This window comes from Pseudoflavonifractor sp. 60, assembly GCF_009911645.1.
GTDB lineage: Bacteria > Bacillota > Clostridia > Oscillospirales > Oscillospiraceae > Lawsonibacter.
Window position 1 is genome coordinate 1 of sequence record NZ_QWKI01000124.1, and the last position, 20,032, is coordinate 20,032.

General features: G+C 61.7%; 18 protein-coding genes. 9 read left to right on the plus strand and 9 right to left on the minus strand.

The genetic code is table 11. The annotated features are described in order from the left end of the window. Positions 1-186 precede the first annotated feature (186 nt). Positions 187-528 (minus strand): helix-turn-helix transcriptional regulator, encoded by a 342-nt coding sequence (locus D1646_RS13255; protein WP_160636910.1) that lies wholly within the window; start codon positions 526-528, stop codon positions 187-189. Between the two features lie 184 nt (positions 529-712). Next, entirely contained in the window at positions 713-1,723 is a 1,011-nt protein-coding gene (gene gap, locus D1646_RS13260) for a type I glyceraldehyde-3-phosphate dehydrogenase (RefSeq protein WP_160636911.1), read from the minus strand. Between the two features lie 345 nt (positions 1,724-2,068). On the opposite strand from gap, the gene D1646_RS13265 reads away from it, so the two are divergent. Beyond that, on the plus strand, positions 2,069-3,097 hold the full coding sequence (locus D1646_RS13265; RefSeq protein ID WP_160636912.1) for a HAMP domain-containing sensor histidine kinase: 1,029 nt from the start codon (positions 2,069-2,071) through the stop codon (positions 3,095-3,097). A 5-nt stretch (positions 3,098-3,102) separates the two neighbouring features. Here the strand turns inward: D1646_RS13265 and D1646_RS13270 are convergent, their stop codons facing one another. Next, the gene (locus tag D1646_RS13270; protein ID WP_160636913.1) at positions 3,103-3,585 is read right to left on the minus strand and encodes a deaminase; all 483 of its coding nucleotides are present in this window, start codon (positions 3,583-3,585) and stop codon (positions 3,103-3,105) included. 310 nt (positions 3,586-3,895) lie between these two features. On the opposite strand from D1646_RS13270, the gene D1646_RS13275 reads away from it, so the two are divergent. The 4 genes from D1646_RS13275 to mnmE all read left to right on the plus strand — a co-directional run bounded on the left by D1646_RS13275 (position 3,896) and on the right by mnmE (position 8,407). After that, on the plus strand, positions 3,896-4,291 hold the full coding sequence (locus D1646_RS13275; protein ID WP_160636914.1) for a hypothetical protein: 396 nt from the start codon (positions 3,896-3,898) through the stop codon (positions 4,289-4,291). Between the two features lie 160 nt (positions 4,292-4,451). After that, entirely contained in the window at positions 4,452-5,846 is a 1,395-nt protein-coding gene (locus D1646_RS13280) for an NAD(P)/FAD-dependent oxidoreductase (RefSeq protein WP_160636915.1), read from the plus strand. Positions 5,847-5,962: 116 nt separating this feature from the next. Beyond that, positions 5,963-6,724: an MBL fold metallo-hydrolase gene (locus tag D1646_RS13285; RefSeq protein ID WP_160636916.1), complete on the plus strand. Its 762-nt coding sequence runs from the start codon at positions 5,963-5,965 to the stop codon at positions 6,722-6,724. Positions 6,725-7,033: 309 nt separating this feature from the next. Continuing rightward, positions 7,034-8,407, plus strand: a complete 1,374-nt coding sequence (gene mnmE / locus D1646_RS13290; protein ID WP_160636917.1) for a tRNA uridine-5-carboxymethylaminomethyl(34) synthesis GTPase MnmE — start codon at positions 7,034-7,036, stop codon at positions 8,405-8,407. Positions 8,408-8,458: 51 nt separating this feature from the next. Here the strand turns inward: mnmE and D1646_RS13295 are convergent, their stop codons facing one another. From D1646_RS13295 to D1646_RS13310, 4 genes are all read right to left on the minus strand, one after another. Beyond that, positions 8,459-9,640: a M20 family metallopeptidase gene (locus D1646_RS13295; protein ID WP_160636918.1), complete on the minus strand. Its 1,182-nt coding sequence runs from the start codon at positions 9,638-9,640 to the stop codon at positions 8,459-8,461. A 54-nt stretch (positions 9,641-9,694) separates the two neighbouring features. After that, positions 9,695-11,005: an amidohydrolase gene (locus D1646_RS13300; protein ID WP_160636919.1), complete on the minus strand. Its 1,311-nt coding sequence runs from the start codon at positions 11,003-11,005 to the stop codon at positions 9,695-9,697. Further along, positions 11,002-12,120 carry a M20/M25/M40 family metallo-hydrolase gene (locus tag D1646_RS13305; protein WP_160636920.1) on the minus strand — a complete coding sequence of 373 codons (1,119 nt, stop codon included), beginning with the start codon at positions 12,118-12,120 and terminating at the stop codon, positions 11,002-11,004. Before D1646_RS13305 ends, D1646_RS13300 begins: the two co-directional genes overlap by 4 nt. Positions 12,121-12,198: 78 nt before the next feature. After that, entirely contained in the window at positions 12,199-12,846 is a 648-nt protein-coding gene (locus D1646_RS13310; RefSeq protein WP_160636921.1) for a hypothetical protein, read from the minus strand. A 301-nt stretch (positions 12,847-13,147) separates the two neighbouring features. On the opposite strand from D1646_RS13310, the gene D1646_RS13315 reads away from it, so the two are divergent. Beyond that, the gene (locus tag D1646_RS13315) at positions 13,148-14,719 is read left to right on the plus strand and encodes an AbgT family transporter (protein ID WP_160636922.1); all 1,572 of its coding nucleotides are present in this window, start codon (positions 13,148-13,150) and stop codon (positions 14,717-14,719) included. A 101-nt stretch (positions 14,720-14,820) separates the two neighbouring features. Here D1646_RS13315 and pta read toward each other — a convergent pair whose 3' ends face one another. Next, the gene (gene pta / locus D1646_RS13320; protein ID WP_160636923.1) at positions 14,821-15,795 is read right to left on the minus strand and encodes a phosphate acetyltransferase; all 975 of its coding nucleotides are present in this window, start codon (positions 15,793-15,795) and stop codon (positions 14,821-14,823) included. A gap of 262 nt (positions 15,796-16,057) precedes the next feature. Between pta and D1646_RS13325 the strand changes: the two genes are divergently transcribed. Together D1646_RS13325 and D1646_RS13330 are read left to right on the plus strand one after the other, a co-directional pair. Further along, complete coding sequence (locus D1646_RS13325) at positions 16,058-16,774, plus strand: helix-turn-helix transcriptional regulator (protein ID WP_160636924.1); 717 nt, start codon at positions 16,058-16,060, stop codon at positions 16,772-16,774. 11 nt (positions 16,775-16,785) lie between these two features. Next, on the plus strand, positions 16,786-17,514 hold the full coding sequence (locus D1646_RS13330) for a hypothetical protein (protein ID WP_160636925.1): 729 nt from the start codon (positions 16,786-16,788) through the stop codon (positions 17,512-17,514). 5 nt (positions 17,515-17,519) lie between these two features. On the opposite strand, the gene D1646_RS13335 is transcribed toward D1646_RS13330, so the two are convergent. Beyond that, on the minus strand, positions 17,520-17,945 hold the full coding sequence (locus tag D1646_RS13335) for an EamA family transporter (RefSeq protein WP_160636926.1): 426 nt from the start codon (positions 17,943-17,945) through the stop codon (positions 17,520-17,522). Between the two features lie 143 nt (positions 17,946-18,088). On the opposite strand from D1646_RS13335, the gene lepA reads away from it, so the two are divergent. Further along, positions 18,089-19,897, plus strand: a complete 1,809-nt coding sequence (gene lepA, locus D1646_RS13340; RefSeq protein ID WP_160636927.1) for a translation elongation factor 4 — start codon at positions 18,089-18,091, stop codon at positions 19,895-19,897. The last annotated feature ends 135 nt before the right edge of the window (positions 19,898-20,032 follow it).

Sequence of the window (20,032 nt, forward strand, 5' to 3'; positions counted from 1 at the left end):
GCGCCGCTTGTGGGGCCCTGCTTCGCAGGGCCTATCCCCCGTCCCGCCCGCAGGCGGCCTGGCCCCTTTGAAAAGGGGCTCCCGCGAAGCGGGTGGGGATTGATTTGCTGGCATTGCTTCTACCTAAAAACTTAAATAGAAGGCAGTGCTCCCGGAAACAATCCCCCGGCGGCATTCAGCAAACAGCTACTCTCTCCGATTTTGCTTTTGAAAAAACTGAATCTGGTTATGCACAGCCTCCTGCTGGTCCCGGTAGAGGGTACGCAGGGTTTTAATCATAAGTTTTTCTGTTTTTGACAACCGGATAGGTCTCTCAGAGGTATCAGCCAGACCTAAAAGGTAGTCGCTGCTCGTGTCCAGTACCTCTGCAATTTGCTTCAATACTTCCGGCGGGAATTTAGAACGACCCGTCATATAATTATTCAATGTAGATAAATTGATACCGATTTTGTCGGCCAATGAAGTCTGAGTAATACGTCTTTCGTCAATTATGTTATGGATTCGCTCTCCAATAAATGTCGTATCCATAGCCGTCACCCCAACGCCATTTTCCCAATTTTGAGGATATTTGTCTTAATTATCGCTGATATAGGTAAAAATTATACTTATATCCCATATTTCGACAGCATATTTCGCTAAATCGGGTTATAATTATCGACAAATGGGGGACAAAAAAAGAGCGCCGCAGCTGCGGCGCTCTGAATGGGAAAGATTACTTATGGTCCACGCTGTACATATGCTTGATGAGCTCCAGGACCTTGTTGGAGTAACCGATCTCGTTGTCGTACCAGGAGACGACCTTCACGAAGGTATCGGTGAGGGCGATACCGGCGTCGGCGTCGAAGATGGAGGTACGGGTGTCGCCCAGGAAGTCGGAGGACACGACGGCCTCGTCGGTGTAGCCCAGGATACCCTTCAGCTCGCCCTCGGCGGCCTTCTTCATGGCGGCGCAAATCTCCTCATACTTGGCGGGCTTGGCCAGGTTGACGGTCAGGTCGACCACGGACACGTCCAGAGTGGGAACGCGCATGGACATACCGGTCAGCTTGCCGTTCAGCTCGGGGATAACCTTGCCCACGGCCTTGGCGGCGCCGGTGGAGGAGGGGATGATGTTGCCGGCAGCAGCACGACCGCCGCGCCAATCCTTCAGGGAGGGGCCGTCAACGGTCTTCTGGGTAGCGGTGGTGGAGTGGACGGTGGTCATCAGGCCATCGGTGATGCCCCAGTTGTCGTTCAGCACCTTGGCGATGGGGGCCAGGCAGTTGGTGGTGCAGGAGGCGTTGGACACGAAGTTCATGTCGGTGGTGTACTTGTCCAGGTTGACGCCGCACACGAACATGGGGGTAGCGTCCTTGGAAGGAGCGGACATAACGACCTTCTTGGCGCCGGCGTCCAGGTGGCCCTGAGCCTTCTCCTGGGTCAGGAACAGGCCGGTGGACTCCACCACGTACTCAGCGCCCAGCTTGGCCCAGGGCAGGTCGGCGGGGCTGCGCTCGGCGGAGATGGGGATCTCGTGGCCGTTGACAATGATGGAATTCTCGGTGCTGCTGATCTCGGCGTTGCAGATGCCGTGCATCGTGTCATACTTCAGCATATAAGCCAGGTAGTCGGCGGGGCAGAGATCGTTGATGCCCACGATCTCGATCTCGGGATGATTCAGGCTGGCGCGGAAAACCATGCGGCCGATGCGGCCAAACCCATTGATGCCAACTTTGATGCTCATGTTGCATAACTCCTTTATTTATCAAATATCTGCGGACGCCCCGCAGTTTTGGTAGCATCCATATTATACCCCAATTTCTCATATTTTCCTAGTGTGTTTTTTCATAGATTTCCAAAAAAAATTGATGGAAAATTCGCCATAGAGCAAGAGGACCCGTCCTGGGGAGGCCGTTTATCCGCCGGAAAAAATGCGCCGCCCCCCTTTTTTCGCCCTTTTTCGACTTTTCTATTGTGGCGCAGGAAAATATTTGATATACTGTTCTCTGTGTCATTTTTCAAAACGGAACATATGCTATACAGGAAAATCTGCGGCGGACGGGTCATGCCGCCAGGGAGGAGCAACATTATGCTGGATTCCGTACAGGCGCTGTTGGACGCCTTTCCTGAGGGGGTCGTCCAGCTTCAGGACGGCGTGGTACAGCAGGCCAACGCCATGGCCAGGTACTATCTGCCGAAGCTGGCTCTTGGAGGGTCCCTGTCCCAGTGGGCGGTCCTGCCCCGGCAGGCCCCGGCGGGAACGGGGGTCTTTACGGTGGGGGAGGAGGCGTTCAGCTACAGCTGCACCAGCCGGAACGGGGAGCAGGTCATTCTCTTCCGCCCCGCCGCCCAGACCGCCCTGACCCAGCGGCAGCTGGAGGGGAGCCTACGCCAGCTGCGCACGCTGCTGGGGGAGATCCTGGCGGAGGTAGGTCCCGCCGCCGCCGCGCCGGAGAGCGGAGTGCCGGCGGCGGCCTTCGGCAAGAGCTTTTACCGGCTGTTCCGTCTGATGGACAATTTAGAGTATATGCAGGACGGGGCCGGGTACAAGCCGATCGTGATGGACCTGGCCGGGCTGTGCCGGCAGGTGGTCCAGCGGGCCTATCCTCTGCTGCGGGAGGCGGGGATCATCCTGGAGTATGAGTGTGCCCAGAGCAGTCTGCTGATCTCCGGCGACCCCGGCCTGCTCCGGAATATGCTGCTGGAGCTGATCTCCAACGCGGCCCGGGCGGCTGGGGAGGGCCTGGTGCTGCTGACTGTGCGCCGGGCGGGCCAGCGGGCGCTGATTACCGTGTCGGACAACGGGCCCCTGCCCGACCTGCGGCAGATGGCCGCCATGCTCCAGCCGGACACCGAGAGCATCCCTCTGGCCGGACAGGGGGCGGGGCTGGGGCTGGCCGTTGCCCGGCACATTGTACAGCTGCACCGGGGGGCGATGATGACAGAGCTGGGCCAGTCGACCCCTGTTGTGCTGGTCTCTCTGCCCGCCGGGGCCCAGGACGGACGGGTCCAGGTAAACACCCCCCGCCTCCAGACGGATGGGGGCCTGGACCCGGTGCTGACGGCCCTGTCCGACATTCTGCCCGCCCATCTCTTCGGGCTGGAGGGGCTGGACTAGGGGGCTCAGAGCTGGGGCGGCAGGGAGTCGTCCTCACGAATCCAGTCCTCCACATGGACCACCGAGTACTCCCGCTCCGTATTGCGGATGACGACCCGGTCGATGCCGGCGTTGATGATGAGCCGGCGGCACATGGAGCAGGAGGTGGAGCCGGGGATCAGCTCTCCCGTCTTGGGGTCCTTGCACACCATGTAGAGGGTCGCCCCCAGTACCTCGCTGCGGGCGGCGGAGATGATGGCGTTGGCCTCGGCGTGGACGGAGCGGCACAGCTCATACCGCTCCCCCGAGGGGATGTTCATGGCCTCCCGGGCGCAGAAGCCCAGGTCCAGGCAGTTCTTCCGCCCCCGTGGGGCGCCGTTGTAGCCGGAGGAGACGATCTCGTCATGCTGCACGATGATGGCGCCATAGCACCGGCGCAGGCAGGTGGAGCGCTCCAGCACCGTCTCGGCAATGTCCAGATAGTAATTTTCCTTATCGATACGCTTCATTTAGACCCCCCAATTCTGGTTGTCAGGATACCACCATTATAATCGGAATTCCCCTCCGCCGCAAGCCCTTTGGCCGTTGGGAGCCCCCTTTTTTCGACGGTTTTCCCGGGGAGCGCCTCCCGCCGTCCCTCCCCCCTCCGGACTGTAAAAAAGAGGGGCGGAGGAGCTGGAAAAAGAGGGAAATGGGAGAGAAATTTACATTTTGTTTACGAATGAGTTCTTGACGGGCGGCCCAAGAAGGAATATCATGGGATGGTGGTACTGGCAGGCGTCTCGCCTGCCGTCTTCTGTCAGCCAAGGAGGCACTTCCATGATCCGAAACGCGATCCAGCGATTTATGTATGGCCGCTATGGGAACGACCAGCTGAACCTGTTCCTGATGTCGGTTTATCTGCTGCTCTATCTGGTGTTTCTCTTGACCAGATGGGAGCTGCTTTACTGGGCCAGTTTTCTTCTACTGCTTGTGACCCTCGTCCGCCTTCTGTCCCGAAATCTGGAGCGGCGGCGGATGGAGAACACCCGCTTTCTGCGCAGCGTGAACCCTTTTATGAGCTGGCTCCGCCTGCGCCGCACCATCCACAGAGACAAGGAACACATCTATTTTAAATGCCCCAACTGCGGCCAGCGGCTGAGGGTCCCCCGGGGCCGGGGGAAGATCACCGTCACCTGCCGCAGCTGCGGCGCCAGCTTTCAGGAGAAGAGCTGAATATCCACTCGACCGTGTATTCCGCCCCGGCGGAGTACGCGGTTTTTGTCTGTGCCGGCTGTTTGGGTTGCAAAAGTGGGAAAAATGTAGTATACCTATATTATATAGAGGAGGCGGCGGCCCCAAGGCCGCCCCTTCCATCCAAGAGGAGGACAAAGCTATGACTTCCAATTACGACGTCGTCATTCTGGGCTGCGGGGAGGCGGGCATCTTTGCCGCCTATGAGCTGGCCCATCTCCACCCGGAGCTGAAGGTGCTGGCTCTGGACCAGGGGGCGGATATCTATCACCGCAGCTGCCCCATTGTGGCGGGGAAGGTCCACGAGTGCATCCGCTGTCCGGTGTGCCACACCATGTGCGGCTTCGGCGGCGCGGGGGCCTTCTCTGACGGAAAGTTTAACTTTACGACCCAGTTCGGCGGCTGGCTCACAGACTTTATGGAGCCCGCCCACGTGATGGAGCTCATCGACTATGTGGACTCCATCAACGTGGCCCACGGGGCCACAACCCAGGTCTTCTCCACCGAGAGCGAGGAGGCCCGGAAGTTGGCCCGCCAGGCGCTGGCCTATGACCTCCACCTGCTCCAGGCCCGGTGCAAACACCTGGGCACCGAGAACAACCTGCGCATCCTCACCAACATCTACGAGGGGCTGAAGGACAAGCTGGAGTTCGCCTTCCACACCGAGGTGGCCGCCATTGAGAAGACGGACGGGGGCTACCGCCTGGTCCTGGCTAAGGGGGGCGAGGTGGGGTGCCGGTACCTCATCGCCGCGCCGGGCCGGTCGGGGGCGGAGTGGTTCTCCAACCAGTGCAAGGACCTGGGGCTGGAGCTGCTGAACAACCAGGTGGACATCGGCGTGCGGGTGGAGTTGCCCGCCGTGGTCTTCGAACACATCACCAATGTGGTCTACGAGTCCAAGCTGGTCTACCGCACCAAGCGGTATGGCGACAGCGTGCGCACCTTCTGCATGAATCCCTACGGCCATGTGGTGGCGGAGAATGTGGAGGGGATCAACACCGTCAACGGCCACTCCTACGCCGACCCCGCCCTGCGCAGTGAAAACACCAACTTCGCCTTGCTGGTGTCCAACCGGTTCACCAAGCCCTTTAACGAGCCCTACCGCTACGGCAAGCATGTGGCCTCCCTGTCCAATATGCTGGCGGGCGGCGTGCTGGTCCAGCGCTTCGGCGACCTGGTGGGGGGACGGCGCACCAACGAACACCGCATGGGCAAATCCACCGTCCGGCCAACCCTCACCGCCGCCGTCCCCGGGGACCTGTCCCTGACCCTGCCCAAGCGCCAGCTGGACGACCTGATCGAGATGATCTATCAGCTGGACAAGATCGCCCCCGGCACCGCCAACTACGACACCCTGCTCTACGGCGCCGAGGTGAAATTCTACTCCGCCCGCCTCCAGCTCACCCCCGAGCTGGAGACCGCCCTGCCCAACTTCTTTGCCGCCGGCGACGGCGCGGGAGTCACCCGGGGGCTGGCCCAGGCGGGGGCCTCCGGCGTCCAGGCGGCCCGGGCCGTCTGCAAGCGGCTGGAGCAATAGCGCAAGCCCGATCGGGAAGGAATAAACTTGGCGGTATTGTGCAAGACAGGTGGGGTGATTTGTGCTATTATCAGGGGACGGCCTGATTCTGACCCATGCGAAAGGAGATCAAATCTATGCGCCCCTGGTTTACCACCGAACAGCTGGCCCCCGACACCTGGGTCCTCAGCGAGTACCGCCATTGGGAGGAGACCCACTGTTACCTCCTTATTGGGGCGGACCGCGCCCTGCTCATCGACACCGGCCTGGGCATCTGCAACATCTGCGAAGAAGTCCGCCGGCTGACAGACAAGCCGGTCACCGCCATTGCGACCCACATCCACTGGGACCACATCGGCGGCCACCGGTACTTCCCCGACTTTTACGCCCACGAGGCGGAGCTGCCCTGGCTCCAGGGGGAGTTTCCCCTGTCCATGGAGACCGTCCGGGAGATGGTGCTGGACCGCTGCGACCCGCCGGAGGACTTTGATGTAAGTCAGTACCAAATGTTTCAGGGCACGCCGGCCCGGGTCCTGCGGGGCGGGGAGGAGCTGGACCTGGGGGGACGGACGGTGGAGGTGATCCACACGCCGGGCCACTCCCCAGGGCACCTGTGCTTCTGGGAGGCGGCCCGGGGGGATCTGTACACCGGCGACCTGATCTACCTGGATACCCTGTTCGCCTACTACCCCTCCACCGACCCGGCGGCCTACCTGGACTCCCTGGAGCGCACCGCCGCCCTGCCCGCCCGGCGGGTCCTCCCGGCCCACCACGCTCTGGATGTGCCGCCCGACACCCCGGCCAAAATGCGGGACGCCCTGCGCCAGCTGAAGGGGGAGGGCAGGCTGCACCACGGCGCGGGGGTATTTCAGTATGACGGTTGGGCTATTTGGCTGTAGAGGCGGCGGAACTCCTGCAAACGGGACGAAAGGCCGCCCGGAAAAGGCGGAATTATTTTGACAGCCCCTATGCAGTTTTTTATCCACTTTTTCCACAACTCTTTCCACACCCCCTGACTTCTGGGACAGAAGGGTTCTCCACATTATCCACAGGCTTTTCCACACCGGGCCAGCCGGCCTGTGGATTAAATTATTCGTTCTTCCGGTTTCCATAATGTCTGTCAAGGCGAAATTTTCCACAAACTTTTCAGGGCAGCCTTTTGCAGGAAACACTGCCCGGGCCGTCTTAAACGGAAAGGAGTGCAGCCCATGTTCCCCACCAGCGACACCATTGCCGCCCTTTCAACCCCTCCGGGACCGGGGGCGATCGGCATTCTGCGCCTGTCCGGGCCGTCGGCGGTCTCCATTGTGGAGAAATGCTTCAAACCCCTGGGCCCCAAGGCTTTGCGGGACCACGGCCCCCGTGAGCTGGTCTATGGCGAGCTGCTGGACAGCGGCGGGCAGGCCATCGACCGGGTCCTGTGCACCTACAGCCTGGGGCCCGGCAGCTACACCGGGGAGGACACGGCGGAGCTCCAGTGCCACGGCTCCCCCATGGTGCTGGCCCTGGGGCTGGAGGCGCTCTTTGCCGCCGGGGCCCGCCAGGCCCGGGCCGGGGAGTTTACCAGAAGGGCCTTCCTCAACGGGCGGCTGGATTTGGCCCAGGCGGAGGCGGTGGGGGACCTGCTGGAGGCCCAGAGCCGCGAGAGCGCCCGTCACGCGGCGGGACAGCTGGGCGGGACGCTGTCCCGGAAGATTTCGGAGATCTACTCCGCGCTCACCGACGTGATGGCTCACTTCCACGCCGTGCTGGACTACCCCGACGAGGACATCGACCCCTTCCGCATGGAGGAGCTGGATGAGGCTCTGGCCAACCAGGAGGGGGAGCTGAACGCCCTGCTGGCCTCCTGCGGCCGGGCCAGACTGCTGCGGGACGGGGTCGCCTGCGCCATTGTGGGCCGGCCCAACGCGGGCAAATCCTCCCTGCTCAACGCTATGGTGGGCTATGAGCGGGCCATTGTCACCGATATCCCCGGCACGACCCGGGACACGGTGGAGGAGCGGTGTGAGCTGGGGGGCATCCCCCTGCGGCTCATCGACACCGCCGGCCTGCGGGACACGGCTGACCCGGTGGAACAGCTGGGGGTGGAGCGGGCTCGGAGGGCCATGGAGGAGGCGGGGCTGATTTTGGTGCTCATCGACGCCTCCCAGCCCGCCCAGGAGGCGGATTTCGCCCTGCTCCGGGAGGCCATGGAGCTGGCGCCCGCCATTCTGGTGTGGACCAAGGGGGACCTGCCCCAGGCCCCTATCCCGGTGGTCAGCATGGAGATGCCCCCCGCTGTGACGGTGAGCGCCCGGACCGGATATTTGGATGGACTATGTCAGGAGATTTCCTGCGCTTTCCCCCAGGACCTGTGGTGGGGCTACGGCGAGATCCTCACCAATGCCCGCCAGGAGGAGGCGGCCTCCCGGGCCAGGGAGGGGGTCCGCCGGGCCAGAGCCGCCCTGAAGGCCGGGGTGACCCCCGACGCCCTGCTCACCGACGTGGAGGAGGCCCTGGAGGCCCTGGGGGAGCTCACCGGCCAGTCCCTCCGGGAGGAGGTCACCGACCGCATTTTCCAGCGCTTCTGCGTGGGAAAGTGAGGCAAAAAAATCCCACAGAGGCGAATCGCCTCTGTGGGATTTGATTTTATGTCACTGGGCCAGGAACTTGAGGGCGGCCCCCACCAGCACCTCCATGCCGATGGGCAGGGCCTCCTCCGCGGGGGCGAAGGAGCCGTGGTGGATGGGGTACTGGGGCTTGGCCGGGTCGTGGCAGCCCAGCCAGAAGTAGGCGGAGGGCACCTTCTCGCAGAAGAAGGAGAAGTCCTCCCCTCCCAGGGCGGGGCGCTCGGGCATCAGCAGGCCCTCCTCGCCCACCGCGTCCACAATGGCCTCCTTCACCAGGGCGGACTTGGCCGGGTCGTTCACCGTGGGGGAGTAGCCCCGCAGATAGGTGAACTCATAGCTCCCGCCCATGCCCTCGGTCACGCCCTTGACAATGTTCTCAATGCGCTGGGGCATGGCGTCCCGGATGGCAGGATTCAGGTTGCGGCAGGTGCCCTCCAGCTTCACCTCGTCGGTGATGATGTTGTAGGCAGTGCCGCCGTGGATGTTGCCAAAGGAGATGACCGCGCTGTCCAGGGGGGACACGTTCCGGGCCACGATGGATTGCAGGGCGGTGACCACATAGGCGGCGATCATCACCGCGTCAATGCCGTTTTCCGGGGCGCTGCCGTGGGTGCTCTTGCCCTTGACGGTGATGTACAGCCGGTCGGAGGAGGCCATCATCTGGGTATCCCGGATGCCCACCTTGCCGGCGGGGAAAGCGGGCCATACGTGCTGGCCGAACATGGCGTCCACCTTGGGATTCTCCAGGACCCCCTCCTCGATCATCTTCCGGGCCCCGCTGGTGGCCACGTTCTCCTCGGCGGGCTGGAAGACCAGCTTGACGGCGCCGTTGAAGGTGTCCTTCAGCTCGTTGAGCACATAGGCCGCCCCCAGCAGCATGGCGGTGTGGGCGTCGTGGCCGCAGGAGTGGGCCATACCAGGGGTCAGAGAGGAGCAGGCCAGGCCGGTGCTCTCGGTGAGGGGGAGGGCGTCCATGTCGGCCCGCAGGCCCACGCACTTGCCCGACCCCTTGCCCTGGATCAGAGCGGTGACGCCGTAGCCCCCCACGTGCTCGGTGGGCTCCAGCCCCATCTCCCGCAGGACCTTGGCCACATAGGCGGAGGTCTCCTTCTCCTGGGTGCTGGGCTCCGGGTGCTGGTGCAGCCAATTGCGGTGCTCCCGCACTTTCTCCCAATACTTGTCGATGATTTGTCGTAATTCAGACATAAACCGTATGCCTCCTACAATGTAATTCTATGGTTCCCGTTGGGAATCCGCCTCTTATTTCCGCCAGTCCCCGGCGGTGAGGGCCAGCTGGGCAAAAATCCGGATGGCCAGGGGGATCACCCGCTCGTCCACGTCGAAGTAGTCGTTGTGGTGGGGGGCGGTGAGGGGCATCCCGAAGACCAGCTCGATGACCTGGCCCCCGTGCTCCTGTACGTCCCGCATCATGGTGGTCACGTCCTCGCCGCCGCCGAAGTTGACGTCCCGGATGATCTTGTTCACGCCCTCCATCCGGGACAGGACCTCAATGGTGTGGTCCACCAGCTCCTCGTCGCAGACAATGCAGCCGGCGGAGCCCATGAACCGGGTCTCGAAGGTGCAGCCGTACATATCCGCCGCCCCCTGGCATACCCGCTTGGCCTCGGCCTCCATGTACTGGTTGATCTCGGTGGTGCTGCCCCGGGTCTCGACGGTCAGCTCCGCTTCGGCGGGGATGACGTTGCGCCCGGTGCCGCCGTGGAAGGTGCCGATGTTGATCCGGCTGGAGCCCTCGTGGTGGCGGGAGATGGACAGCATTCCCAGGGTTGCCATCGCCGCCGCCGCGATGGCGTTGTGCCCCAGCTCGGGGGCGGCCCCAGCGTGGGAGGCGACCCCGTGGAACATGGCGTCAAACTTGGTGCTGGCCAGGAAGCCGTGGCCTCCGGCGGCCACCGTGCCCACATCCAGGCCGTCCAGCAGCCCCACGTGGCCGCCGAAGAAGTAGTCGCACTGGGAGAAATGGCCCGCGGCGGTGAGGCTGGCGGCCCCCCGCAGGCCCTCCTCCCCGGGCTGGAAGACCAGGAGCACTCTGCCCCGCAGCTGGTCCCGGCAGGCGCACAGCAGCCTGGCGACCCCCACGCCAATGGCGGCGTGGGCGTCGTGGCCGCAGGCGTGCATACAGTTTTCGTGGGTCGAACGGAAGCCCAAGGCGCAGGGGGCGTGCTTTGGGTCGCCGGCCTCCTCCACGTCGTTGCAGTCGATATCCACCCGGATGCCCACAGTGGGCCCGGGGAGAGCCCCCTCAATGACGGTGAGACAGCCGGTGTAGCCCCCCTTCATGGCCTCCACCAGGTCGGGACGGCTGGTCTCCTCCATGGCCCGCTGCCAGCACTTCTCCAGCACCTCCGGCTTGGGCAGGCCGAACATCTTCTCCCGGACATGGATGGAGGGGCCGTACTGAACGGTGAGCCCCAGCTTCTCCAGCTCGTCAATGATGCGGGCGGTGGTGGCAAACTCGGTCCAGCCCGACTCGGGGTTCTTGTGGAAGTCCCGGCGCAGCTGGATCATCTCCTGGCCCAGCTGCTCCAAATTCACATGGTCAAAGCTCATCGCACCGCCTCCATGGTCAGCAGGGCCAGGGCCAGCCGGGCCGTGTCGTTGAGGTTGACGATTTTGATGCTCTCGCTGGTGGTATGTACTTTGGTCATGCCGGTGCCCAGCACCACCGCCTGAATGCCCTTCTGATTGTAAATGTTGGCGTCGCTGCCGCCGCCGCCCAGAGTCACCAGCTTCTCCCGGCCAATCTTCTCAATGCAGGAGAGCAGGTCGGTGACAATGGCGCTGTCCTCGGGGATGTTGTAGGACACATAGTTAGTCACCGGATTCCATTCCAGGGTTGCCCCCGCTTCGTCGCAGGCCTCCTGGAGGCATTGGCGGATGTGCTCGGCCTGGGCGTTGAGCTTGTCAAAATTGCGGCTGCGGACCTCAGCGATGATGGAGCATCGGTCGGGGACGATGTTGGTGGCGTACTCCGCCTTGATGGTGCCGATGTTGCAGGTGGTCTCGGCGTCGATGCGCAGCAGGTTCATTTTGGCGATGGCCTTGGCCATGACCTGGATGGCGCTGATGCCCTCCTCCGGGGCCAGTCCGGCGTGGGCCCGGCGGCCTACCACGTCGGCAAAGACCTTAATCTGCCCGGGCGCGCCCACAATCACCTTGCCTACCTCTCCGGAGGAGTCGAAGATGTAGGCCCGCTTGCTCTTCAGCTGGGAGCAGTCAAAGGCCTTGGCCCCTCTCATGCCGCCCTCCTCGCCGATGGAGAAGATGATCTCTGCGGGACGGTGGGGCAGGTTGTTCTCCTGAATGACCCGCACCGCCTCCAGAATGCCGCAGATGCCGCTCTTGTCGTCGCCGCCCAGGATGGTGGTGCCGTCGGAGTAGATGACGCCGTCCTTGATCACCGGCTTGACCCCGTTGCCCGGGACCACGGTGTCCATGTGGGCGCTGAGCACCATGGGCTCTCCCTCGCCGGGGAAGCGGGCAAAGACGTTGAAGCCGTTGGAGTGATAGGTCTTGCCTGCCTCGTCGGTGATGGGCTCCAGGCCCAGGTCCTTCAGCACCTCACACAGCCGCTGGCCCATGGCCTTTTCGTTGCCGCTCTCGCTGTCGATCTGGACAAACTCCAAAAATTCCTTCAGCAGTCTCTCCTCGTTGATTGGATTCATAGGGGGTAGTCTCCTTCCTTAATTTATTATGTATTGTATTATGATTGGATCACGGCGTCCGCCGCGTTGGTCACAGATTCAGCCCTGGAAGGAGGCCTCCAGCGCCTTTTTCACCGCCCCAAGGTCAACATTGGGCAGGTCCTTCCGCTTTTTGTGCCACTTTTTCAGGTCCTGGCGGACCACCGCGCAGTCCACACCCCGCAGCTCCAGCCGGGGCCGGCCATAGATATCGGCAAAAATAATCAGCTTCTCCACCGGCACATGGCCCAGTCCGGCCCGGCCCAGGATGCGGTTGAGAATGACCACCTGCTCGTCCATACTGTCCAGGGGATTGTCCGTGGGGCGCACATCCTTGTTAAAGGCCAGGGTCCACTGCTTGGAGGAGGCGCTGCCGGTGACCTCCAGGCCGAAGTGGTAGAGCTGGATCGTATAGACCCCCTCCCGGGCCGCCCAGAGCATGGGACACACGCACCGGCCCCGATGGGAGACCGGCGTGACGTTCTCCCAGACCTGGGACCCCGCGCCCCCCAGACGGCGCAGCTTTTTCGCGATGCGCCTGGCGGTACCCTCCGGGGTGCGCCCCCTGGCCAGCGCCCTGAGGGCAAGCCACAGCGCCCCGATCCCCAGCGCCACATAGAGTCCAACAAAGAGGTAGTCCTGCGCGGTGTGCAGCTTCCAGACGTTCATCCCGTCCAGGGAAAAGAAATCCTTGACAAAATCGCCCATAGTTCCTCCATCGTGACGGCACTGCTGCCGTCTGTTTTCATAAGGATATCACAGGTTGGCCAAAAAGAAAAGCCATGAAACCGACTTTGTACAATAGGGAGATTTTCCACCGGCAGCTTTTGTGGATTGTGAACAATTCTTGAACTAGAAATTGTTTTTTTATGAACGGCTCTTGATTTTGCACAAAAACCATGTTATTATAAGTTACGCACGTATATACTTCGCCGAATCTTTTCTTGGGGGAGAGGGGAAACACGGAGAATATACGAAATTTTCTTTATATTCAGAAGGAGGAAACTCTATGCCAGACAACACCCTGACCAAAAAGACATGGCTGGACAAGTTCCTGGATGGCCTGGAGCGCGTTTGCAACAAGCTTCCACCCCCGGCGATCATGTTCATCTACCTGTTTGTCATCATCGCCGTTGTCAGTGCGCTGCTCAGCCTGGCGGGCATCTCCGCCGTCAACCCCTCGGGTGAGGTCGTGTCCATCCAAAATCCCCTCTCCAGCGAGGGACTTCTCTGGTTCCTGGGCAGTATGCTCACCAACTTCACCGGCTTCGCCCCTCTGGGCCTGGTCATCACCATGACGCTAGCCATTGGTATGTGCGAGGAGTCCGGACTGATTATGTCCCTGCTTCAGGATAAGCTGCGCAACATTCCCCCTGTGATCCTCCCCTTCGTGGTGGCCTTTGTGGGTACCGTGGGCAACCTGGCCTCCGACACCGCCATGGTGGTTATCCCGCCCATCGCCGCCATTTTGTACATCGGCGCCGGCAAGCACCCCCTGGCCGGTATGATCTGCGGCTACGCAGGTGCGCAGGCCGGCTTCTCCGCCAACCTGATGATCGCCGGCACCGACGCCCTGCTCCAGGGCATCACCAACACCGTTCTGGACGGCTTCCTGGGTGAGGGCGTCTACGCGGTGGACACCACCTGTAACTGGTACTTTATGATCGCCTCCACCTTCCTGTGCTCCATCGTCATCGGCGCGGTGTGTAACCTGGTGGTTGACAAGCGCTTCGGCAAGTATGATATGTCTAAGAGCACCGTGGAGGTAAAGCTGGACGAGATCTCCGCCACCGAGCGGAAGGGTCTGGGCTTGGCCGGACTGGCCCTGCTGGCCTACATCGTCCTGATCCTCATCGGCTTCTTCTTCGGCCCCCTGGCCCTGATTGACGACGCGGGCAAGCGCCAGCTGGTCAAATCCCCCCTGCTGTCCAACCTGATCCCCGTGCTGTTCTTCTTCTTTGCCATCCCCGGCCTGGTCTATGGCTTCTACACCGGCAAGTTTAAGAGCTCCCGGGACGTGAACAAGGCTATGACCCACCAGATGGAGCTGATGGGCAGCTATGTGGCTTTCTGCTTCTTCTGCGGTCAGTTCAACGCCCTGTTCAACTGGACCAAGATCGGCACCGTGTTCGCCATCTCCGGCGCCAACTTCCTCAACGGGGCCGGCTTCACCGGCTTCCCCCTGCTGGTCTGCATCATCCTGCTCACCGGCTTTATCAATCTGCTGGTCCCCTCCGGCTCCGCCAAGTGGGCCATCCTGGCGCCTGTGTTTATCCCCATGCTGATGATGCTGGGCTATCACCCCGGCTTTATCCAGCTGCTCTACCGCCTGGGCGACTCCCCCACCAACGCCTTTACCCCCCTGTCCTCCTACATCTGGGTCACCCTGGGCGTGGCGCAGGCCAAGTACGACAAGGACGCCAAGATCGGCACCCTGGCCGCCGGCCTGTTCCCCATTGCCATTGTGCTGCAGATTGCCTGGATCATCTTCCTGGGTATCTACATGATCCTGGGTCTACCCATCGGCCCCGGCGTGGGCATCGCTCTGCCCAGCGAACTGGCCTACGTGGCCATCGGCTGAGCTCCCATCCCGCATTGAAACACAGGACTGCCCTCCGGGGCAGTCCTGTTTTCATAAAAGAGCAGCGCCCCGTGGGGCGCTGCTGCGTATTTGGGAGAGGGTCAGGCCAGGGCGGCGGTGATAATGGCCATGGAGTAGACCTCCTGGGCGTTGCAGCCCCGGGACAGGTCGTTAATGGGGGCGTTCAGGCCCAGCAGAATGGGGCCGTAGGCGTCGAAGGAGCCCAGACGCTGGGCGATCTTGTAGCCAATGTTGCCGGCGTTGATGTCGGGGAAAATGAAGGTGTTGGCGTAGCCGGCCACCTTGGAGTTGGGGCACTTGGTCTCGGCCACGCGGGGGGCCACGGCGGCGTCGAACTGGAGCTCGCCCTCGATGGGGATGTTGGGCATGGCCAGCTTGGCCTTGTCGGCGGCGTTGCGCATCTTGTCCACGTCGGGGCCCTTGCCGGAGCCGAAGGTGGAGTAGCTGAGGAAGGCCACCTTGGGGTCCACGCCGAAGATCTTGGCGCACTCCACCGTCTCGGAGGCGATCTCCACCAGCTCGTCCTCGGTGGGGTTGATGTTGATGGCGCAGTCGGCCATAGCCAGCACCATGTTGCCGCCGGTGGCGTAGGGCCGGACCAGGATAAAGCAGGAGGAGACGATGGAGTTGCCCGGCTTGGTCTTCACCAGCTGGAGAGCGGGACGGACGGTGTCGGCGGTGGAGTAGGTGGCGCCGCCCAGCAGCGCGTCGGCCTCGCCCATAGCCACCAGCATGGTACCGAAGTAGTTGCCCTTTTTCAGCATGGCGCGGCATTCGTCGGCGGTCATCTTGCCCTTGCGCAGCTCCACCATCCGCTCCACCATGGCGTCCATTTCTTCATAGGTCTCAGGGTCCAGGATAACGGCGCCCCGGATGTTGAAGCCGGCCTCCTCGGCGGCATCCAGAATCTCCTTCTCGTTGCCGATCAGGATGGGGGTCAGGAAGGTACCGGACAGCAGGCGGGCAGAGGCCTCCAGAATGCGGGGGTCGGTGCCCTCGGTAAAGACGATCTTGCGGGGGTGGGCCTTCAGGATATCGATGAGTTTTTTAAACATAGGTGCATCATTCCTCCAAATCAAAAATTGGTGCTTCTCACCAGATTCTCAAATACCATGGTAGCATTTCCCGGCAAAAAATGCAAGAGTCGTATGATAGTTTTCTCTCCTGCATTGATGAATTTTTCAGGAAAATTTTTTTATTTTCCTCTTTACGCGGCGTTATGCAATCAGGTATACTATACCAAGTGTATTGCAACAGTTTGGGGACGGCCCCAGATACAGACGGCCGTCCCCCATTTTTCGACTTGAGGTGAACATTGTGAAGGAAGCAAACGCGGAATTTCCCCGCACGCTGTCTCTGCTGCGGCAGGAGAAGGGAGTGAGCCAGCGCTCCGCCGCCAACGACCTGGGCATCTCTCAGGCCCTGCTCAGCCATTACGAGAACGGCATCCGGGAGCCCGGCCTGCCCTTCCTGGTCAAGGCCTGCGACTACTACGGCGTCTCCGCCGATTTTCTCCTGGGCCGCACCCTGACCCGGGACGGCACCACCATCGGCACCGAGGAGCTCTATGATATCAGCGACGAGAAGAACAACTCCATCAAGGGGGGCGTGCTGGCTCTGCTGAGCAAAAAGCTGCTGGTCAACTCCATTGGCGTCCTCTTCGGCCTGCTGGGCAAAACGGGCAGCAGAGAGGCCATCCAGGCCACGGCGGGCTATCTGTCCACTGCGGTGTACACCATGTACCGCCGGCTCTACGACGCCGCCCCCGGCAATAACCCGGATTTCTTCTCCGTTTCCCCCCGCCACTTCCAGGCCGGCCTGGCGGAGGCAGACATGAAATGCTGCGAGGCGGAGCTGGCCGACGCCCTGGCCGCCCACGTGAAGGCCAAGGGGCCCATGCCCGAGATGACCCACGACGCCCTGGCCCGGGACTACCCGGTGCTCTACCAGTCCATCCTCCAGGTGGTCCACAACACCGGCGAGCGGGTCAACGCCATCAGCGCCGGACGGCAGAAGAAGCAGGAGAAGAAATAGGAGGAATCCCCATGAAGCTGGTCTGTGAAATCGACTTTTCCCCCTTGACGCCGGAAGAAAAAGTGGAATTTGTGCATGATTTGCGGGACAGCATGGCGCAGTCCTTTCAAGAGCAGCCCCCTTCAGTTCAAATGCTGGCCCACGCCCTCATCTTCACCCGCTGGTGGAACTCCTACCGGCATATGGCCCCCAAGGAGCCGGCCCCGGAAATCTTGGGGATTGCCATCGAGGTGCTGTGGGACTTTCTGGAGGGGAAACGTGGCCGCGAGGAGTTTGTCCGGTTTCAGCAGAGCTTTTCCGACTCCGCTCTGGACATCCTGACCGGGGACGGCGGCGGTCTGAATGAGGACCCGGAGAGCCGCGCTTTTTATGAGAAATATTTCTCTCCTTGGAGGGCCATGTCCTACAATGTGTTCCTTTCTGGTCTGGGTACCGTGCTGGAGGAGGCCGTCCCCGAGCATATTACCTGGGACGCCGTGGAGGGCGTGATTTACGGCGACATCGGCGACACCATGATCGTCTTTCTTGAACCGGTCCGCCGCGCCGCCGCTGACTTTAATCTGAAACGCTGGGAAAAAGAGGTCTACAGCACCCCCACCTTTGCCCGGGTCATCGCCCTGCTCCAGCAGGATATGCGTACCGCCCTGGAGGGCAGGCCCCTGGCTGAGCTGCGGGAGCAGTATCAAAATGAATACCTGTTCTCCCCGGAGGAGAGCGCCAAAATCAGCGATTACCGGTAAGGGCGCTATTGATTGATAAAGTACAGCCCCACCATACAGATCACGACCCCGGCGGCCTTGCTCCGGGTAATGGGCTCATGGTACAGGAGCAGCCCCACAAACAGCAGTGCCACGGCCAGAAAGGCGGCCTGCACAATGGCGGCGGTGCTCACCGGCCAGCCGGCTTTGTAGGCGTAGATGTAGCCCACCTCCAGTCCCACCAGCACCAGGCCGAACACAAAAGGGGCCCAGTTCAGGTGGGCGTACTCCCGCAGCAGATTGCCCTCCCGGTTCAGGATGAAATACAGCGCCCCGGCGGCGGCAGCCCCCACCGTGTAGGTGACAGTGAGTGAGGCCAGCGGGTCCATTCCCTCCGGCGTGGACTTGGCACAGATCTGGTAGAAAATATTGGAGACAACGGCCAGCGCAATGGGCCAGACATAAGAGAACATAAAAAAACTCCTCTCAAAAAAATAAGCCAGGCCTTCAGCCTGACTTCAAGGTAGGTACTCACCCGGCGGCGTATGTACTTTTTCTCAGTATAGCACCCAAAATATGGGGCTGTCAACCCTATTTTTCGGAGGTTTTGAATCCTATGACCGACCAAACTAAAATCAGAAATTTTTCCATTATCGCCCACATCGACCACGGCAAGTCAACCCTGTCCGACCGGCTCATTGAGCTGTGCGGGGCGGTGGAGCAGCGGCAGATGGAGAGTCAGCTGCTGGACAACATGGACCTGGAGCGGGAGCGGGGCATTACCATTAAGGCCCGGGCGGTGCGGCTGGACTACCAGGCCCAGGACGGCCAGGTCTACCACCTGAACCTTATCGACACCCCGGGCCACGTAGACTTCAACTATGAGGTCTCCCGCTCTCTGGCGGCCTGCGAGGGGGCAGTGCTCATTGTGGACGCCTCCCAGGGCATTGAGGCCCAGACCCTGGCCAACACCTATCTGGCCATGGAGCACGACCTGGAAATTCTCCCTGTGGTGAACAAGATTGACCTGCCCGCCGCCGACCCGGCCCGGGTTAAGGAGGAGATCGAAAACATCCTGGCTCTCCCCGCCCTGGACGCCCCGGAGATTTCCGCCAAACAGGGGGTCAACATCCCCGCCGTGCTGGAGGACATTGTACAAAACATCCCCGCCCCGGAGGGGGACCCCTCCGCCCCCCTGAAAGCACTGATTTTTGACAGCCAGTACGACCCCTACGTGGGGGTGATCGTCTACTTCCGGGTTATGGAGGGGACCCTGAAAAAGGGGATGAACGTGAAAATGATGGCCTCCGGGGCCCAGTACCAGGTGCTGGACTGCGGCTACCTCAAGCCCCTGGGGATGGAGTCCGCCCCGGGGCTGTCCGCCGGAGAGGTGGGCTGGTTCACCGCCTCCATCAAGAATGTGAAGGACACCAGTGTGGGCGACACCATTACCGGCGCAGAGGTCCCCGCGGCGGAGGCCCTGCCCGGCTACCGCCCCGCCCAGGCCATGGTCTACTGCGGCATCTACACCGAGGACGGGAGCAAGTACCCCGACCTGCGGGACGCCCTGGAGAAGCTCCAGCTCAACGACGCCTCCCTGTCCTTTGAGCCGGAGTCCTCGGTGGCCCTGGGCTTCGGCTTCCGGTGCGGCTTTTTGGGGATGCTCCACATGGAGATTATCCAGGAGCGGCTGGAACGTGAGTTTGATCTGGACCTGGTGACCACATTACCCTCTGTAATATATGAGGTCACCAAAACCGACGGGACTGTGGTCCGGGTGGACAACCCCCACAACTACCCCGACCCCGGCTCCATCGCCGACGCCCGGGAACCCTACGCCAAGGTGTCCATTATCTCGCCCCCCGACTACGTGGGCAACATCATGCCCATGTGCCAGGACCGCCGGGGCATTTTCAAGGATATGCAGTATCTGGATACCAACCTGGTAGAGCTGCACTATTCTATGCCCATTGGCGAGATCATTTACGACTTTTTCGACGCCCTCAAGGCCCGAACCAAGGGCTACGCCTCCCTGGACTACGAGCTGGAGGGCTATGAGAAAAGCGACCTGGTGAAGGTGGACCTGCTGCTCAACGGCGACCAGGTGGACGCGCTGAGCTTTATCGTCCACCGGGATAAGGCCTATGGCCGGGCCCGGCGTATCTGCGAGAAGCTGAAGGAGAATATTCCCCGCCAGCTCTTCGAGGTGCCCGTTCAGGCGGCCATCGGCGGCAAGATCATCGCCCGGGAGACGGTGAAGGCCATGCGCAAGGACGTGCTGGCCAAGTGCTACGGCGGCGATATCACCCGGAAGAAGAAGCTGCTGGAGAAGCAGAAGGAGGGCAAGAAGAAGATGCGCACTCTGGGCACGGTCCAGCTGCCCACCGAGGCCTTTATGGCGGTGCTGAAATTGGATGAGGAATAAAAAATGTGCCCCGCCGGACGGCGGGGCACATTTTTGTGGATTTCGTTCCATCCCCCGTTTTGTGTACATTGACAAAAAAAGGCCTCCGGCCCCTGCATGGGATGAGCAGGAGCCGGAGAGAGGATGGATAGCGAC

Bases quoted from the DNA above. Each gene is read 5' to 3' on its own strand.
- D1646_RS13255 (WP_160636910.1), bottom strand. From the start codon at position 528: ATGGATACGACATTTATTGGAGAGCGAATCCATAACATAATTGACGAA.
- D1646_RS13335 (WP_160636926.1), bottom strand. From the start codon at position 17,945: ATGTTCTCTTATGTCTGGCCCATTGCGCTGGCCGTTGTCTCCAATATT.
- D1646_RS13310 (WP_160636921.1), bottom strand. From the start codon at position 12,846: ATGGGCGATTTTGTCAAGGATTTCTTTTCCCTGGACGGGATGAACGTC.
- D1646_RS13285 (WP_160636916.1), top strand. From the start codon at position 5,963: ATGCGCCCCTGGTTTACCACCGAACAGCTGGCCCCCGACACCTGGGTC.
- D1646_RS13305 (WP_160636920.1), bottom strand. From the start codon at position 12,120: ATGAATCCAATCAACGAGGAGAGACTGCTGAAGGAATTTTTGGAGTTT.
- lepA (WP_160636927.1), top strand. From the start codon at position 18,089: ATGACCGACCAAACTAAAATCAGAAATTTTTCCATTATCGCCCACATC.
- D1646_RS13330 (WP_160636925.1), top strand. From the start codon at position 16,786: ATGAAGCTGGTCTGTGAAATCGACTTTTCCCCCTTGACGCCGGAAGAA.
- D1646_RS13265 (WP_160636912.1), top strand. From the start codon at position 2,069: ATGCTGGATTCCGTACAGGCGCTGTTGGACGCCTTTCCTGAGGGGGTC.
- gap (WP_160636911.1), bottom strand. From the start codon at position 1,723: ATGAGCATCAAAGTTGGCATCAATGGGTTTGGCCGCATCGGCCGCATG.
- D1646_RS13275 (WP_160636914.1), top strand. From the start codon at position 3,896: ATGATCCGAAACGCGATCCAGCGATTTATGTATGGCCGCTATGGGAAC.
- D1646_RS13315 (WP_160636922.1), top strand. From the start codon at position 13,148: ATGCCAGACAACACCCTGACCAAAAAGACATGGCTGGACAAGTTCCTG.
- pta (WP_160636923.1), bottom strand. From the start codon at position 15,795: ATGTTTAAAAAACTCATCGATATCCTGAAGGCCCACCCCCGCAAGATC.
- D1646_RS13280 (WP_160636915.1), top strand. From the start codon at position 4,452: ATGACTTCCAATTACGACGTCGTCATTCTGGGCTGCGGGGAGGCGGGC.
- D1646_RS13270 (WP_160636913.1), bottom strand. From the start codon at position 3,585: ATGAAGCGTATCGATAAGGAAAATTACTATCTGGACATTGCCGAGACG.
- mnmE (WP_160636917.1), top strand. From the start codon at position 7,034: ATGTTCCCCACCAGCGACACCATTGCCGCCCTTTCAACCCCTCCGGGA.
- D1646_RS13300 (WP_160636919.1), bottom strand. From the start codon at position 11,005: ATGAGCTTTGACCATGTGAATTTGGAGCAGCTGGGCCAGGAGATGATC.
- D1646_RS13295 (WP_160636918.1), bottom strand. From the start codon at position 9,640: ATGTCTGAATTACGACAAATCATCGACAAGTATTGGGAGAAAGTGCGG.